Here is a 14,866-nt window from a genome sequence, read left to right as displayed (position 1 = left end):
GTGCGGTCTTTTTTTATTGCTTCAAAACGAATATTTTAAGATAGGTTTAACATAAATAAATATATTAAGTTGGGATTTAAGCGGTAAATTAAAGTGTAAATTTTCAAAAAGAATATGTTATGAAAGCAGTACGTTTTTTTGGGCACAAAGATGTCCGTGTAGTTAATGACATGGAGAAGCCCACCCCAAAAGGAGAAGAAGTTTTATTGAAGATTGGCGGAGCTGGCGTTTGTCACTCAGATTTGCACATCATTGATGAGGGTACCGTGGGAGAAACCGTCTTTACATTGGGACACGAAAATGCCGGTTGGATTGAAGAGGTGGGTGAGAGTGTGAAAGGATACAAGAAAGGAGATGCCGTTTTGGTCTACGGACCTTGGGGATGCGGGCATTGCAAGCCTTGTCAGCAATCAAAGGAAAATTATTGTGATCATCAGTCGGAGATGGCGTATGGCGGAGGTTTAGGCTTAAACGGAGGAATGGCAGATTATATGTTAGTTCCTTCGTCGAGACTATTGGTTCCTATTTATGATCTTGATCCGGTAATTGCAGCACCTTTAACGGATGCCGCTTTAACGCCCTATTCAGCGATAAAACGTTCTCAGCATAAATTGATGCCTGATGAATTTGTGGTGGTGATCGGCGTTGGAGGTTTAGGTCACGTAGCGCTGCAGATTTTAAGAGAAACCAGCGGAGCAACTATCATTGCCTGTGATGTGACGGACGATAAACTGACTTTTGCGAAGGAATTGGGTGCAGCGTTTACCATTAATTCAAAAGATACAGATGCTGCTGAACAAATTCAGAAAATCACCGGAATTAAGAAAGCAAAAGTAGTTCTTGATTTTGTAGGAGCGACTTCTACAATTGATTTGGGAACAAAGATCGTAAGTCTTGATGGTGATTTAACGATCGTCGGGCTTGGCGGCGGACATTATCAATACAGCATGAATGGGCTTCCTTTCGGAGTGAGCATGACGAATCCTTATTGGGGTTCCAGAACAGAATTGATGGAAGTGGTCGGCCTGGCGAGACAAAAGAAAATTCATATTGAAATTGAAAAACACAGCCTTGATGAGGCTAATGAGGTATATGAAAGAATGCGCCAGGGCAAAATAAAAGGAAGAGCAGTTTTAGTTCCTTGAGTAAAAGCTGCTTATATTTCTGATCAATAAAATGGAAAAAGGCTCTAAATAGCAGAAAATGATAAAGAGCCCAATAGCACACTCGATACAAGGTCAACTCATTGAAAATAAAGATCAAATCTTCCGTTTATCCTGAGTTTTGGGCGCATGCTTCATTCACTGTTTGTCCGATAGGATGATAATGACTGTCTGTCAACTTCAGGCTTTACAGCAGCAAAGAAAAACCTTCTCTCCCTTGAAAGAAGGTCTTTTTCGAATATTTTTATGGAATTATTCTTTATTTTAACCTCAGTTCTGAATAAGAAGCTTGCCGGTATCCTAGCGTAATGAGGACGCGAAACTAAAGAACGACAAGATATCAGCACACAACAATCAAAATGATCTCATGTTTGCGGAGCTTTTATCATCAGAGTGAAAATAAATAACGCATGAATTTGAGGCTCTTTCTGCCAGACCATTCCTGTCATATTTTACAACCTTTGTAAGTTGATGATTTTAGGTATTTTATTAAAAAGTAGTAGAATTACTACATAATTTCAATCTTCTTGTTAAAAATTTTTATAATCAGTAACGGAAACTTATCTTTGTCTTACCATCAAAATGAATGTAGAATAGTAATGAAAAAAATTTAACAGTATGGCAGCAAATTCAAGAGGAGTTTTAAAGTTCAATGGAGGAGAAGGACAGAAGCTTTTAAAACTTAACTACAATGTATCCCGATCTACGGATGTTTCAGGAAGGGTAGCATCAGATCCTTCCAACGCAATAATCAAAGTTACCGTTGAAGCTACGGAAAAATCAGATATCCTGGAAAGCTTACTGAACGGAAAGTATAAACCTACAAAGGGCGAGATTACCTTTAACAAATCTCATGAAGAAGGTACATTAATTACCCTCAATTGGGAAAATGGTTATGTTATTCAGCATGAAGTGGACTTTGATGCGGTAGATACCAACAGTATGCTAATCAGTTTTGTCATCAGTGCAGAACAAATATCGTATGGAAACTCTCACTACGAAGGACTTTGGCCATCCAGCTAAAATAGTCTTAAAATATAGGAAAGACTGTCTTAAGGCGGTCTTTTTTTACCTTTTATAAATACTTTTTGTGAGCTGTATTTAAAATATTTCTTCATCAATAGTTTTTATAATAGAAAAACACATCAAACACAAAATTATGTCTATCACACCTGAAAAATCTGGGGGTGTATCATTTCGCCCCACTCAGAATGCAGATGGCGTATCCGCAAACCATCATAACGGTATCAACAGACTGGTAAAATTATCTGTTGTTATTGAAGGGAAAGCCGTTGCGTACTACAAATATTTTACCCTTAAACAGAGTGCACAGCGCCATCATGAATTTACCCTGACGCTGGCTCATGATGCATTGGGAGAAAGACAAACCCATACGCTGGAGGAAGCCAATAAATTTCTTGGTAAACGTCTTACCGCCGTAATTTCATATAAGGATATTGACAACAGTCCGGAGAGAACCTTCGTGGGAATTATTACCGGCGTAGGCTTCAGTCAGGAAAAAATGAGCCTAGGAAATATTGTATTAAAAGGCTACAGCCCAACCATTTTATTGGATGGGGCACCTCATATTCAAAGTTTCGGGGGTAATCAGTCTGTTAATATGGGAATTATTGCCGAGGAAATAATTAAACAAGGGATTGATAAAGGTCGCTTTGATGTAAGAATCGATACCAATGATTATTCACAAATCATTTACAGCAGCCAGTACAACGAAACGCATTATAATTATCTCGCAAGAATGGCAGAAGCTTATGGTGAACAGTTTTACTATGATGGAGAAGTGCTGCATTTTGGAAAACTTCCTCCTCAGAATAAACCTATTAAGCTGATCTATGGAAGTAGTGCCAACGATATCAGAGTGGAATTGAAAGCGGTTCATACAAAACCTCAGTTTTATGGATATAACAGCAATAAAAACGAAAAACTGACCTCCGGAACCACGCCTATCCAGCACGTTGGGGATCTGGCTAAGACCGCCTATGATCATAATGATAAGATCTATAAGACTCCGGCACTCCAGATCGCTCCTATCAAGGCAACTACCCATCTCGATGTGGAATATTCTCAGAAAAGTGCTTCAGGAAGTGAGGCTGTCAATGTATTTTCAATTTCAGGAAATACCACCGTTCCTTTCCTCCATCCGGGATGTGTAGTGGACGTTCAGATGAGAAAAGCAGACTCCAATGAAACTTCTTATTTCACCAAAATAATGGCCACAGAAGTTACGCATGAAATTGACACCATAGGACATTACAAGGGAACTTTTGAAGGGATTGCAGCAGACACTGGATTTTTGCCTAAACCTGAATTTACAGCTCCGAAAGCAGAACCTCAGACGGCGACCGTTATTTCAAATGCCGATCCTGAAGGGCAAGGCAGAATTCAGGTAAGATTCGACTGGCAGACCAATGATACCACCCATTTTATCAGAATGATGAGCCCGGATGCCGGGGGAACAGATCAGATCACCCAAAACAGAGGCTATGTAGCAATTCCTGAAGTGGGAGATCAGGTGATGGTCAATTTTGTTCACAGTCACCCCGACAGGCCTTTTGTAATGGGGGGCATGTTTCACGGTGGTATCGGCCTCGGAGGTGGATTAAATAATCATCTGAAATCGATCCAGACCCGAAGCGGAATCCGAATTTTAATGAATGATGAGGAAGGAAGTGTGAAAATTCTTGATCCCAGCGGAAATATCTATTTTATGGACGGAAAGGGTAATATTTTGCTCACCGCTCCTAAAAATTTTACCTTGAATGCCGGGGATAATATTAATATCACCGCGGGAAAGGAAATTTCTGTTTCAGCGGGAAACAGCATTACCAGTTCTGCCAACGATAATATTATTTCTTCGGCCGGCCAGGATATTGTTCAGACTGCTGCCGGCGATATCCGGGAGACTTCTGATACGAGGATGGAAATGGTAGAAAAAGAATTCCGGAGACAGTCTGAAACCTCTAACGAAATTGCGGGCGAAATGTCAATTTTCAGCGAGCTGGAAAATATGACTATGCAAAGCGGGAAAATTGTAGAATTCAACAGTGCGGAAAAATCAAAATTATTCTAAAAATGGCCATTCGGAAGACTGCAAAAAATATCATTATTAAAGTTCACGATTCTTACGATCTGAAAGTGGGCAGGAAAGCTGAAAAAATTGCTCAGAAAATCAATGCTGAGGCAAAAAAAGGGAATCTTGTGCTGGCAAGCAACAAAAAAATAATGTCTCAGGGGAATAAATAGTTTTCTGCAGATGTTTTTGAGTATTAATTATAAAGAAATAAAAACCAATGGCAAATATAACTTTTGGAAGCTATACTCCCTCCGAAGATGAAAATGACAGTACCATTGAAATCAGACTCGGTTTTTTTTTCGACGGAACATTAAATAACGAGCGGAATACTTATATAAGAAAAGAAAAAGAAAAGAAAAAGAAGGGACAGAGCTATGACAAAGAGGCGGTAAAGGAAGATCCCTGGGGATTTGATAAAGACAGTTATATGAATGACTACTCCAATGTGGCAAGAATGTATCATTTTTATACTTCTGCCCCTTCCATTTATATTGAAGGAATAGGAACGCTGAATGGAGATACCGATACGGTTGCAGGATATACCATGGGGATGGGAGCGACAGGGATCAGAGAAAAAATCAGAAAGGGATGTGAAAAGCTTAGAGAAAGACTTCAGCCTGATACGACTGTCAAGATAACGGTAGATGTCTATGGATTCAGCAGGGGAGCGGCAGCAGCCCGTGCTTTTGTAAACGAATTAACACGATCATCCTATGATGCCAATTTTAGCCGTGACGGATATACTGATCTTGACGGGTATCCTGTGGATAAGAAAAGACTTCCGGCGAGAGGCCATTTAGGGTATCTCTGTGAGAAAGACGGTATTGAAATTTCCAACCTCACTGTGCAGTTTGTTGGTTTGTATGATACCGTGTCTTCATACGGAGGAAACTTTGAAAATGACAATAGTTCTGAAGCTGATAAGTGGGAACTGGGACTTAGTGCCATCAGCAATGCCAAGGTAAAACATGTCGTTCAGCTGGCGGCAGGTCATGAATGGCGTAAAAACTTCAATATTACCACCATTGAAAGCACGGGAAGCAAAGGTCTGGAGCTTCTCCTTCCCGGAGCTCATGCCGATATCGGAGGTTGTTATGAAAGTGAAGTCTTTAAGCAATATCATCAGGCATCAGTAACGCCCGGGAGGGCCATTAATGACCGAAATACATATAATGCATTAGCCAATGAGAAAAGGCAGCCTTTTATTGATGAAGGCTGGTATGTTGATAAGCAGATTACAATCGCTTCTCATTCCAATAAATATGTAAATTATATAGGACTGAACGGAGAGCGGTTTATTGATAAGAGGTACAGCTATATTCCTTTGCATTTTATGTGTAGTTTATCTACCGAAAAAGACAGCAATTTCAACGTGAACGGAGTGACAGAAAAGTTTAAAATTCCCGAAAAAGCCGGGGACGGAACCCATATCCTGCACTATGTAAAAACAAAACTGGATCAATATATATCGGCTGTAAAAAAAGCAGAGCCTCACCGTAGAAAACAGCTGTCCTATAAAAGTTATTTAGATTTTACCAATGAAAAAATACTCATTAACCAGTATATTCACTGGTCAGCAACCGGAAAAATAGGACATGGTCCCCGACCAAACAGAATAAGAAAACTTATTTATGGCTAAATTAAAAAATATAATAATTCTATTTTTAATGGGTGCAGTCAATCTGTATTTTGCCCAGAAACCAACTATGAATACATATAAATATGATGCAGGAATAGGAACACCTGAGCATTATGATATTGATACCTATCAGCAGGTTTTTTATTCTGCAGACCAGAAAATGATTCCTATATACGGCATGGGCGTACATCTCGGCGGAATGTGGGGATCAGGAAACAGTTTTGTGGTGGGGGATCAGGAAAAAGAAGTTCCTGCTCTATTAAAGATTGGATACTACTCGTATGTTGAAAATAAATTTTTTGAAGGAGAATTTAAGTTGCCTCAGAGCGAAATAGAAAAATATCTTCAGGAAAAAGTAGTCAATCCGGTAAATGGTCGCGAGCAGCCTAAGTATAACTATTTTTCAATTGGTATTGCATTAAATGGTGGGGTCGTTCTGTGGATCAAGGGAAATGAAAGTCAAAAAGAAATTGCAAAATTTCAGGCCTCTGAAAAACATTATGAAAAATTCAGTGATGTTTTTGATGATGAAAGAAGTCAGAAAGAAATATATGAGGGCTGGTTTAAAAATTACAGTGAAGAATTAAAAAAACGGATTCTCATCAATGATCTGCCGTACAAACATTGGGATGCATATCGTAAAAAATACAGAGTAAGGACCGTGGTATCAAAAGATATCAGCAGGATACAGATCGACAAAATAAATATGGAAAAAGAAACTCTGTATACGCCGAATGACGGTTACAGTGAAAGCTCAATTCCGTATAATATCTGGATAAAATGGGCGGACGCAGGAAAAAAATATGAAGCAAGAATTGTCTTTTCAAAAGATGAGAAATATTACAGAGCAATTTATAAAGGAGAAAACGGATCTAAATTTCCCGAAGATTTTACCCATGAGAATATCTATAAAGTCTTTCAGACGCTGGATGAAAATGCTCCTGCAGAATTACTGATTAAAATCAATGCTGAAAATTCAGACATCAGATTGGGAGTAAAGCAGCATGAAAAAGAATATCCAATCAGTGGTTTTATCGTTAAAATCTTTGGTCAATGAAAAAGACGGTCATTTATAGTATAATTAAAATTCTCATTGCTGCTGTTCCGATGGTTCTGCTGATCAATAAAAAACTGAACACAGACAGCGGAAATAATGGGATGGGCATTGATCTTTCATTACTGGCAGCTTTTCTGATTCTTGTGATCTGGGGAATATTTATGATCTGTGAAACGGTTAAGTTTTTTTATCAGCGAAATAAAAAGAATGCAGTGATCAATATTTTGATTATGATTCCCGTACTTGCTGTTTTCATTTATATAGGAGGAATGTAATAATATGCAGAAATTCAATACACATATCGTCCTCGAAAATGAAACACTGAAAAGTATTGCCACGAAATATAATTTATCATCAGAGGCATTAAAAAAATTTCATAATGATCACTGTGCTATTAAGGAAATGATACTCATAAGCCTCACAGATCAGAAGATTATTTATATTCCGAGGACTGCCACAGCAGATAAAACAAAATTGGTGGATTTTGGTCCTGCCAATAGGGTGATATTCAATCCGCAAAATATGTTTTTAAAATATGGGGTAAGAATTACAATAGAAAACGGAGATCGGAAAAATGAAATTAAATATGACGCTTCAGTGCGTTGGCTAAAAACAGAAAATCAGCTGCATTTTTTTGAGATTGATAGGATTTCAAAATTGTATATCGATGAAGAAGAGGTGAACGAGCTGGCTGATCTTTTGGCTTATAAAACATCAAAAGTTTTGTATCCGCTTTATATCAGTACCGATGAAAGCGGAAAAATGCATTCAGTTGAAAACACCCGGGAGTATGCGGAACGGTGGAACACTGTAAAGGAAGAAATCGATAAAGAATATGAAGGGGAAACAGTAGAGGAGTACTGCAGAAAAATAAAAAAAGTTCTGGATGAACCTGAGTTACTGACCGAATTGCTGAAGAATGACTACTTTCTGAGAGTCTTGTTTTTAGGTATTTATGGGAATTATGGTAAAAATTATGAAATAAAGCGGAATGAGAAGTTTCCTATTGTTAAAAACCCTAGGGAAGCAAACTATGAAGTACGTTTTGAGATAGATCCTTTAAAGGATGAGTATGACCAGATTAATATAGAAGGCTACGGAGTTTTAAACGACGAAAGATCGGTGGATGATTTCATCAGCGGAGCACCATTTTCCTTTATTATAGAGGATAACCCGGTAATTAATAACAGCGGATCTTTCAGAATACAGTTTTATCTGAATGGAAAAACTTCTCTTCCTGAATCTCTCTATCTGGAGTGTGATATCATGCTGAATGAGATGAAAAAAATCTCGGTTATGATATCCCGTTTGGAGGAAAATTAAAATGAGACCTGAGAAAAAAAATAAGATGGCAGAAAAACATATTGTAGTACAGGGCGCCACGTGCAAGTGCCAGTTCGGGCAGACTCCGGATAAGCTCAAAGTGCTTTCTCATGAAAAAGAATATGCCAATGATAAAGATGCTGCAAAAAAACTGATCGTCACCACAAAAGAGATCGGGGCAACAACCTTTGAAAAAAATACTTTTGGTAATTGTACAAAAATGGGAAGCCCGCCACCGCCATGCAAAGTTATGGTGACCGAATGGCAAAATTATTATGATAAAGTAAGACTGAATAACGGTGGTTTCATTATTGTTGAGGACAGTAAGGCCGTTTGTGCCATTGCGGGAACACCATGTATAGAAATTATAGATCACGGACAACGTGCTGAGGCAAGCAGACAAAATTTTAAAAATGCAGACCCTGATGTGCAACAACAAATTAATCCTCTTGTCGATGCTGAAACGATATATCAGGAGCAACCTTCCGACTTTGGAGGAGAAGATGGTGCAATTTAAATGAAACGAAATGGCAAAAGGTGTAAAAAAAATAAATATTACGAAAGGAATTTATTATCCTAAAATGTCCGTTGCCGGACAGAGGCTTACCATAAAACCGGATCAGTGGGTCGTATTTCAGGTTGCCGAATGGCTTCCCGGGACTACCGATGCAGAAAAAAAGAAAGAACTTATCTGGATGAGGCAGACCGGAGACCGGCAGGTAATAATCAATCAGATTCCTTCTGCTGCCGGATATCAATTCAAAATTACAAAAAAGTATTGTGGAAATTATCACTATTATGTAGAAGCAAGTTTGTCAGGAGTCAGAGATTTTAAAAACAATACGGGAATTTATGTTAAAGGCTGGTGTGAACCTAAAATTATAAGCAGTAAATGGTCATATCAGAAGGGTGGTACAAGTATTAAAAACAATAAAAAAGCGGATCATATTTCGTATGGGCATATTGTTCATCTCAATTTGCAGACCGAGGGACTCAACGGTAATAAGCTGATTATTGAACTTTGGAACCAGCAGTACGCACGAAAAGATAAACAAATCTTTGTATATACCGATGTTCAGGTAATTGATGGAGAAGTAAACCTTAAAATTCAGAATACCTATGCTTGGATGGCGCATGTAGAGAATATCCAGAATCTGGAAGAGTTTTATATCAAAGTGAAAGATCAGGCGTCCAATCTGTATATTAAAGATAATCTTGGGGACGATCTTCATGCGATTTACCTGAATGTTAAAAATAAAGTAGCGACCACTAATACCAATGTTACTCAGAATCAGACACCCACTAAGGTTTATCAGCCTGATGTAAATTCCGTAAGAATAGAACCCTGTAAGTTTGAGGTGATTAAAATTACGGAAAGCGGTGTTAAAGACGGTAAAGCAGATAATTCTTCCGTAACGGTATTCGAAAATGGAAAGGGATTGCAAAAGCTCAATAAAGCTTTGCCTCAGGAGCATATTCAGAGAACTATTTACTACCAGTTTGACTCTACCGTTATCGATGGAGATGGGGAAGCAATACTCAACAATATTCTGAAATTTTTGCTGGAACATAAAGATTCAAGAATTAACCTGAATGGTTATGCTTGTGTTATCGGAAAGCAGGATTATAACAAAGGCCTTTCCCAAAGGAGGGCGGATATTGTAAAGAAGTTTTTCAAAGAGGGCGGACTGGATGCCGCAAGAATTGTTTCGGTAGGAAAAGGGGAAGTAGACCCCACCGATGATAAAATGGGCCGAGACAATATTAAATATAAAAATGAAAAAGATTATGAAAACAATAGAAGGGTTGATATTTCATTTGCATTTACAGGGCATGATGCGCAAACGTTGGTTTACGAAACCATAGCATCAGGTTCAGACATCAATCTTACGGTGGATGTTCTGGGGCATGTATTGAAGAGTTGTTTCAGAGGACAGGATAAACACGAAAAGAAAATTATCGTAAAATCTGCCGAATATCCCAAGCAGAAAGAAATTGCCCAAAGCTCGCTGGCATTCCCGGTGCACTCACAGCTGTCATGGAATCATCCTGCCCCTTTAAACTATATCTGGCCTACCTTCAACCTGTTGAATATGGAAAGTTCAGCCACCATTTATAATATCTATGTGAATTCCTGCAGATGGTTTTCGAATAAACAAAATGCAGTGATTCAGGTAAAAGTATTTCCCGATATAAAATGGACTCTTGAATTTAAATGGAACCATGATCAGCCTTTTGCCCACAGTTTTGGAAATAAACTGCACCCTCATGATATTAAAGAAGGCAAAAAAAAGGTTATCGGTGCTGAGATAGACAGAGGCTGGTCTAAAACGTACGGAGAAATGGATCAGTCTTTTGGGCTCTCGCTGAAAGGAGAATGGAACCGGATTTCTCAGAGCAAAGCCACCGCTCCTCAGACTTTCGAGTTCGGTCATAAATGGGAAGGTAAAATCCGCAGAACCCTGGGACTTTTTAACAGGATTAAAAACATGACGGAAAAAATATCCAACTCTCCCGTGAACGGTGGAAAAGTAAAATTCACCATCGAGTCACCCAAAATTGCGGTTTCAGCACAATGGTATTTAGAGCGGGCACCGAAAACGACTTCTGATATTACACATCTTGTTACTATAGGGGTTTCAGCAAAACCATTGGTAGAAGCGAATTTTGAAATTAATTTATTTAAAATATTCGTAGAGGTCGGCGCCAACGCCCTTTGCCCGGGAGCCGGAAAAATTATTACCTGGGTGATGGATAAGCTGGAAGCCAATGTGGGAATCCATTTTATTGTCACATTTGCTGGCGGAGTCTATATAGACGGTAAAACCACCATAAACACATCCTATCCTAAAGAAACCACTGGGGAAATAAAGGCTACCGGTAAAATTCAGGTAACCGTTGAGTTTAAAGCCTGGGGGAAAGCAGGATCCGCAAACATTGGTGTCGAAGGAGTGGTAAAAGCAGATGTTTCCACTTCTGTCACCGGAGGAGTGAAAGCAGGAGCTGATAAAAAAGGAATTTATATATCTCCAGTAGCTGAATTTGCAGGAATAAAAGCAAGTTTTGTTGCGGCGGCTACCGTTAAATTTGGTATTTTTAAACGTACGTTTTCATACAACGACGAAGCTATTTTAGTAGAAAAAGACGAAATAAAATTTGAAAAAACTTATTTTGAGTTTAATAAAGAAGATTGATAATGAAAAAAAGCATTTTAATATTAGGTATCGTATCGCTTATGGCGAGCTGTAATAAAGGGCAAAGCCTTGATCTCTCAACCGTTGATTTTAATAAAGACAGTAAAGAATATGCGATTGCTGAACTTTCCCCATCGCGGGTGGAGCAGCAGAAAGGCCATTATGAGATTGCCTACGATAAGTCTCTAAGTGAATCTGAGGCTAAGGATCTTAACAGTAATGTCTCGTTAACGCTTAAAGACAATGGCGAAAAGGTAACCGTATACCATTTCGACGATCAGAAATCGGGTTCTCATATTAACTATCATCAGGAGCCTCTGGATTTCACCTTCGGAACAAAAATCGTTGATTATAATGGTAAAGTTTCATTTATTTCCACCAGCATAGAAAGGCAAAAAACATTGGCTTTCATTACTGAATTGCTGAAGAGTCTGGGAAAACCTTCTGAAATAATTGAGGGAAGAAGAGAAATTGATGCTGTCGACAAAAATGTAATGGCCGGGCTTTCTAAAGTATTACCATCTGCCAAAGTGAGTACCGATGATTTCGGGAACGAGATTTATTCATTTCCGGAGACCATTGTTTGGGCAAAAAATGATGTTCTGTATCAGCTTACACTCAACCCGGCAAAGAATGATATTACCAATACCCTGGTCATGATTTCTAAAAAAGCATTCAAGGACAAAATTGTCATGGGATATCATAATCCTGACCAGGATCCTCTGCTCAGTAAATATGTAAAGTAATATGAATAACTTTAAAGAACCTTACTATCTGGTAGATTTTAATTCCTCAATTTGTAATTTTGAGATTTATATTAATGATATGCCCGCCTTTGTTCATCATTCAGGAGGCTCCATTGCATCGCATACACCGGTAAATCATTTTATTTTAAACTCAGGAAAACAAAATATAAAAATTAAAGTTCTTCCCTTATCCGGAGAAAATCATTTAAGAGAAGATGGATTTTTAAAAATAAAAGTCTTTTGCTATGACTCTTCCACAACCAATTATCAGGATACTGTTCAGACTTTTGAATACCAAAAAGAAGATTTTGCCGAAACAAAATTTCCTTTAATTGAGGTATATGGAGAATTTGATGCTGAGGTAGAATATGACATTCCGGGTTGGAAAAATTCTCACGTTTTCGATGATGAAAATCCGGATCGGGATCAAATAATAAAATACTTCAGAGTTATTTATAATGCCTTTAAAACAAAGGATATTGAGATGATTCATCAGGAAATGCTCCCTAAGTTTCAGGAAATCGACAAAGCCATGTATTTAGGTAATGAAGATAACAGAAAAGAGCTTTCGGGGTTATTTGAACAGTTGGAAAATGGTCATTTTATGCTGCAGGATTTTCCCGAAGAACCGGTCATAAAGCTGTTTGGCGAAAAAAGAGTTCCTTATTTAACCGGAACCAATCAGATGCCTGCGGTATACTATAAAAATGAACAAACCAATGAAGAGTTTTTTATGCCTGTTTTTATCTGTAAAAATGGATTAGAATATAAAGTAATTCGATAATGAAGCAATAATAATTATCGCAAAAAAAAAGGCTATATCGAAGGCGTAAAATATTGGTTTCTATACCGTTTTCTTTTTGAATTTTCCTTGGAAATCCCGAAGGGGTTCAATATCAGTAGCGTAGGGTGATACCCGATGTATAAGTATTCTATGATATTATAATCCTGAAAAGGGTAAATAATTTAATGGAAATTTAAAAGATAAAATGGTAGTAGAGTCACCGATATCCGAATAATATTCTTGATAGATATCAAGTTGTAAACCTCCAGGGCTTTTAAAGCCTCGGAGGTTTTTATATTAAGTTTTACTGCACGATGAACTTTAAAATGGTGTCATCCAACTTTAAGAGATAGATCCCCTGTGGAAGGTCTCTCACTTTAATTGAATTCCCTGAGTGCTTAAAAGGCCGGTCAATAGTCTGCATTATTTTTCCCTGCAAATTATAGATTTCCGCCTTTTGGATTGCCTGGTCTGCCCCCTGTACAAAGATTTCCTGATCTAGGATAGGATTAGGGTAAATGTGCAGATCTCTGGAATCCTGAGCAATGGCTTTACTTTGTTTTCCTGTGGAAGGATAACACGTCCAGCTTATATTGTCTATCGCCACTCGGTTTGAAGATGAATTATTAACCAGGCTTACGGTCACGTTCCCTGAAATGTTGATATTATTGATGGTTGTCGTTGTGGAAGTTGCACTGTAAGGAATAGTTCCTATAGTATTTCCATTGACTTTCACGGTAAAATTTCCTGTGCTTCCTGAGAATTTCAGTTGGGTAGTAACGGTTAAGGATCCTATTCCGTTGACAGAGCTTCCAGAAGTTAAAGCCCCATTTCTTACGGTAATTGCTTTTCCGGAAATGGTTTGATCGGTTCTTGCATCTGTGGCTGTCCATGAAGTTCCGTCATTACTCCAGGTTCTTGTAGTGTAAGATGCGGGATTAGCTGTAGGGATGGTTTCAAAGGTTTCGCTTACGCAATGGATTCCGGGATTTGGATTGGTGGGGTTTTCGGGAGTCGTCTCTCCGGGAGCAGATCCCCAGATTAAGTTCACGTAGTCCGGATGATCAATGAAGGGGTTTCGGTTGCCCTGATAAGCATATGATGCATTATTTCTTAGAATTTCTGCCTGAGAAACAGGATCCTGATTATGCCATGCCAGCAAGACATTCAGTTCCCATGCCTGAAGTCCGGGAAAGGCAGAACTTCCTAGCATATTACCTGAAGAGAACGACGAGAGTTTACTCTGATAGCGGGTTACAAAATAAAAAATCATTCTTGCTACATCTCCCTTAAACTCGTCGATAGGTTCGAAGACCGTTCCCGAATATCCTGAAGAACTTGAGTTTCCAAGTTTAGATCCGTTCTTAGAAGTAAAACTTGCCGTTCCCACTTTCCCGAACGGATAATTGGAGCGCATTCCGTTCACTTTGCCATCGGTAGCTCTTATAAAATGAATATCTGATTTCATGGGAGCGGCTTCATTAAAAAGACTCTGAGGAACAATATGTTCACGGTTATAGCAATTTCCTTCTACTGAATAGGTTCCGCACTGATTAGCCCCCGGTGTAAACTGATAAGGGTCTGTACCGTTAGGTTTTTCAGAATAAATATCCAGAATGGTACCGTCATTTTCATAGGTTTTATCAATATCAGTTGTTTTATAGCCGGTCCATAGCCCTGCATAGCCTTTATCCTGGTGACCATTCGTAATAATGGTGCTTAGCGCCGTTTTTAAATTCGCTCCGGAGAGACCGCTTGCTGAATTGTAATAACCCGATGGTGCCTGGGCATTCATTAATCCTGCAAATGTTGCAAATAAGATAATTTTTTTCATATTAATTTAATTTCGTGTAAGATTACTACTAT

The 14,866-nt window shown here is 38.5% G+C and carries 13 protein-coding genes; 12 read left to right on the top strand and 1 reads right to left on the bottom strand.

Annotated elements, in window-relative coordinates:
- Positions 1–119 precede the first annotated feature (119 nt).
- The 12 genes from VUJ46_RS09395 to VUJ46_RS09340 all read left to right on the top strand — a co-directional run bounded on the left by VUJ46_RS09395 (position 120) and on the right by VUJ46_RS09340 (position 13,000).
- Positions 120–1,145 carry an NAD(P)-dependent alcohol dehydrogenase gene (locus VUJ46_RS09395; RefSeq protein WP_326984722.1) on the top strand — a complete coding sequence of 342 codons (1,026 nt, stop codon included), beginning with the start codon at positions 120–122 and terminating at the stop codon, positions 1,143–1,145.
- Positions 1,146–1,781: 636 nt separating this feature from the next.
- Entirely contained in the window at positions 1,782–2,186 is a 405-nt protein-coding gene (gene tssD, locus VUJ46_RS09390) for a type VI secretion system tube protein TssD (RefSeq protein ID WP_326984721.1), read from the top strand.
- Between the two features lie 136 nt (positions 2,187–2,322).
- On the top strand, positions 2,323–4,254 hold the full coding sequence (locus VUJ46_RS09385) for a type VI secretion system Vgr family protein (RefSeq protein ID WP_326984720.1): 1,932 nt from the start codon (positions 2,323–2,325) through the stop codon (positions 4,252–4,254).
- Positions 4,255–4,256: 2 nt separating this feature from the next.
- Entirely contained in the window at positions 4,257–4,427 is a 171-nt protein-coding gene (locus VUJ46_RS09380) for a hypothetical protein (RefSeq protein WP_326984719.1), read from the top strand.
- Positions 4,428–4,474: 47 nt separating this feature from the next.
- A complete protein-coding gene (locus tag VUJ46_RS09375; RefSeq protein ID WP_326984718.1) occupies positions 4,475–5,896 on the top strand; it encodes a phospholipase effector Tle1 domain-containing protein in 1,422 nt (473 codons plus the stop codon).
- Positions 5,889–6,953 (top strand): DUF2931 family protein, encoded by a 1,065-nt coding sequence (locus tag VUJ46_RS09370; RefSeq protein WP_326984717.1) that lies wholly within the window; start codon positions 5,889–5,891, stop codon positions 6,951–6,953. The genes VUJ46_RS09375 and VUJ46_RS09370 overlap by 8 nt, the downstream gene beginning before the upstream one ends.
- Positions 6,950–7,228 (top strand): hypothetical protein, encoded by a 279-nt coding sequence (locus VUJ46_RS09365; protein ID WP_326984716.1) that lies wholly within the window; start codon positions 6,950–6,952, stop codon positions 7,226–7,228. Before VUJ46_RS09370 ends, VUJ46_RS09365 begins: the two co-directional genes overlap by 4 nt.
- Positions 7,229–7,232: 4 nt before the next feature.
- Positions 7,233–8,276, top strand: coding sequence for a hypothetical protein (locus tag VUJ46_RS09360; protein ID WP_326984715.1), 1,044 nt, complete (start codon positions 7,233–7,235; stop codon positions 8,274–8,276).
- 25 nt (positions 8,277–8,301) lie between these two features.
- Positions 8,302–8,793, top strand: a complete 492-nt coding sequence (locus VUJ46_RS09355; protein ID WP_326984714.1) for a DUF4280 domain-containing protein — start codon at positions 8,302–8,304, stop codon at positions 8,791–8,793.
- Between the two features lie 10 nt (positions 8,794–8,803).
- On the top strand, positions 8,804–11,470 hold the full coding sequence (locus VUJ46_RS09350; protein WP_326984713.1) for an OmpA family protein: 2,667 nt from the start codon (positions 8,804–8,806) through the stop codon (positions 11,468–11,470).
- A gap of 2 nt (positions 11,471–11,472) precedes the next feature.
- Entirely contained in the window at positions 11,473–12,216 is a 744-nt protein-coding gene (locus VUJ46_RS09345) for a hypothetical protein (RefSeq protein WP_326984712.1), read from the top strand.
- Between the two features lies 1 nt (position 12,217).
- A complete protein-coding gene (locus VUJ46_RS09340) occupies positions 12,218–13,000 on the top strand; it encodes a hypothetical protein (RefSeq protein WP_326984711.1) in 783 nt (260 codons plus the stop codon).
- Positions 13,001–13,304: 304 nt separating this feature from the next.
- Here VUJ46_RS09340 and VUJ46_RS09335 read toward each other — a convergent pair whose 3' ends face one another.
- The gene (locus tag VUJ46_RS09335) at positions 13,305–14,834 is read right to left on the bottom strand and encodes an endonuclease (RefSeq protein WP_326984710.1); all 1,530 of its coding nucleotides are present in this window, start codon (positions 14,832–14,834) and stop codon (positions 13,305–13,307) included.
- Positions 14,835–14,866: the final 32 nt, after the last annotated feature.

Source organism: Chryseobacterium sp. MYb264, assembly GCF_035974275.1.
Lineage (GTDB): Bacteria > Bacteroidota > Bacteroidia > Flavobacteriales > Weeksellaceae > Chryseobacterium.
This window is presented reverse-complemented; position numbering and strand designations above follow the sequence as displayed.

Bases quoted from the DNA above. Each gene is read 5' to 3' on its own strand.
- VUJ46_RS09395 (WP_326984722.1), top strand. From the start codon at position 120: ATGAAAGCAGTACGTTTTTTTGGGCACAAAGATGTCCGTGTAGTTAAT.
- tssD (WP_326984721.1), top strand. From the start codon at position 1,782: ATGGCAGCAAATTCAAGAGGAGTTTTAAAGTTCAATGGAGGAGAAGGA.
- VUJ46_RS09385 (WP_326984720.1), top strand. From the start codon at position 2,323: ATGTCTATCACACCTGAAAAATCTGGGGGTGTATCATTTCGCCCCACT.
- VUJ46_RS09380 (WP_326984719.1), top strand. From the start codon at position 4,257: ATGGCCATTCGGAAGACTGCAAAAAATATCATTATTAAAGTTCACGAT.
- VUJ46_RS09375 (WP_326984718.1), top strand. From the start codon at position 4,475: ATGGCAAATATAACTTTTGGAAGCTATACTCCCTCCGAAGATGAAAAT.
- VUJ46_RS09370 (WP_326984717.1), top strand. From the start codon at position 5,889: ATGGCTAAATTAAAAAATATAATAATTCTATTTTTAATGGGTGCAGTC.
- VUJ46_RS09365 (WP_326984716.1), top strand. From the start codon at position 6,950: ATGAAAAAGACGGTCATTTATAGTATAATTAAAATTCTCATTGCTGCT.
- VUJ46_RS09360 (WP_326984715.1), top strand. From the start codon at position 7,233: ATGCAGAAATTCAATACACATATCGTCCTCGAAAATGAAACACTGAAA.
- VUJ46_RS09355 (WP_326984714.1), top strand. From the start codon at position 8,302: ATGGCAGAAAAACATATTGTAGTACAGGGCGCCACGTGCAAGTGCCAG.
- VUJ46_RS09350 (WP_326984713.1), top strand. From the start codon at position 8,804: ATGGCAAAAGGTGTAAAAAAAATAAATATTACGAAAGGAATTTATTAT.
- VUJ46_RS09345 (WP_326984712.1), top strand. From the start codon at position 11,473: ATGAAAAAAAGCATTTTAATATTAGGTATCGTATCGCTTATGGCGAGC.
- VUJ46_RS09340 (WP_326984711.1), top strand. From the start codon at position 12,218: ATGAATAACTTTAAAGAACCTTACTATCTGGTAGATTTTAATTCCTCA.
- VUJ46_RS09335 (WP_326984710.1), bottom strand. From the start codon at position 14,834: ATGAAAAAAATTATCTTATTTGCAACATTTGCAGGATTAATGAATGCC.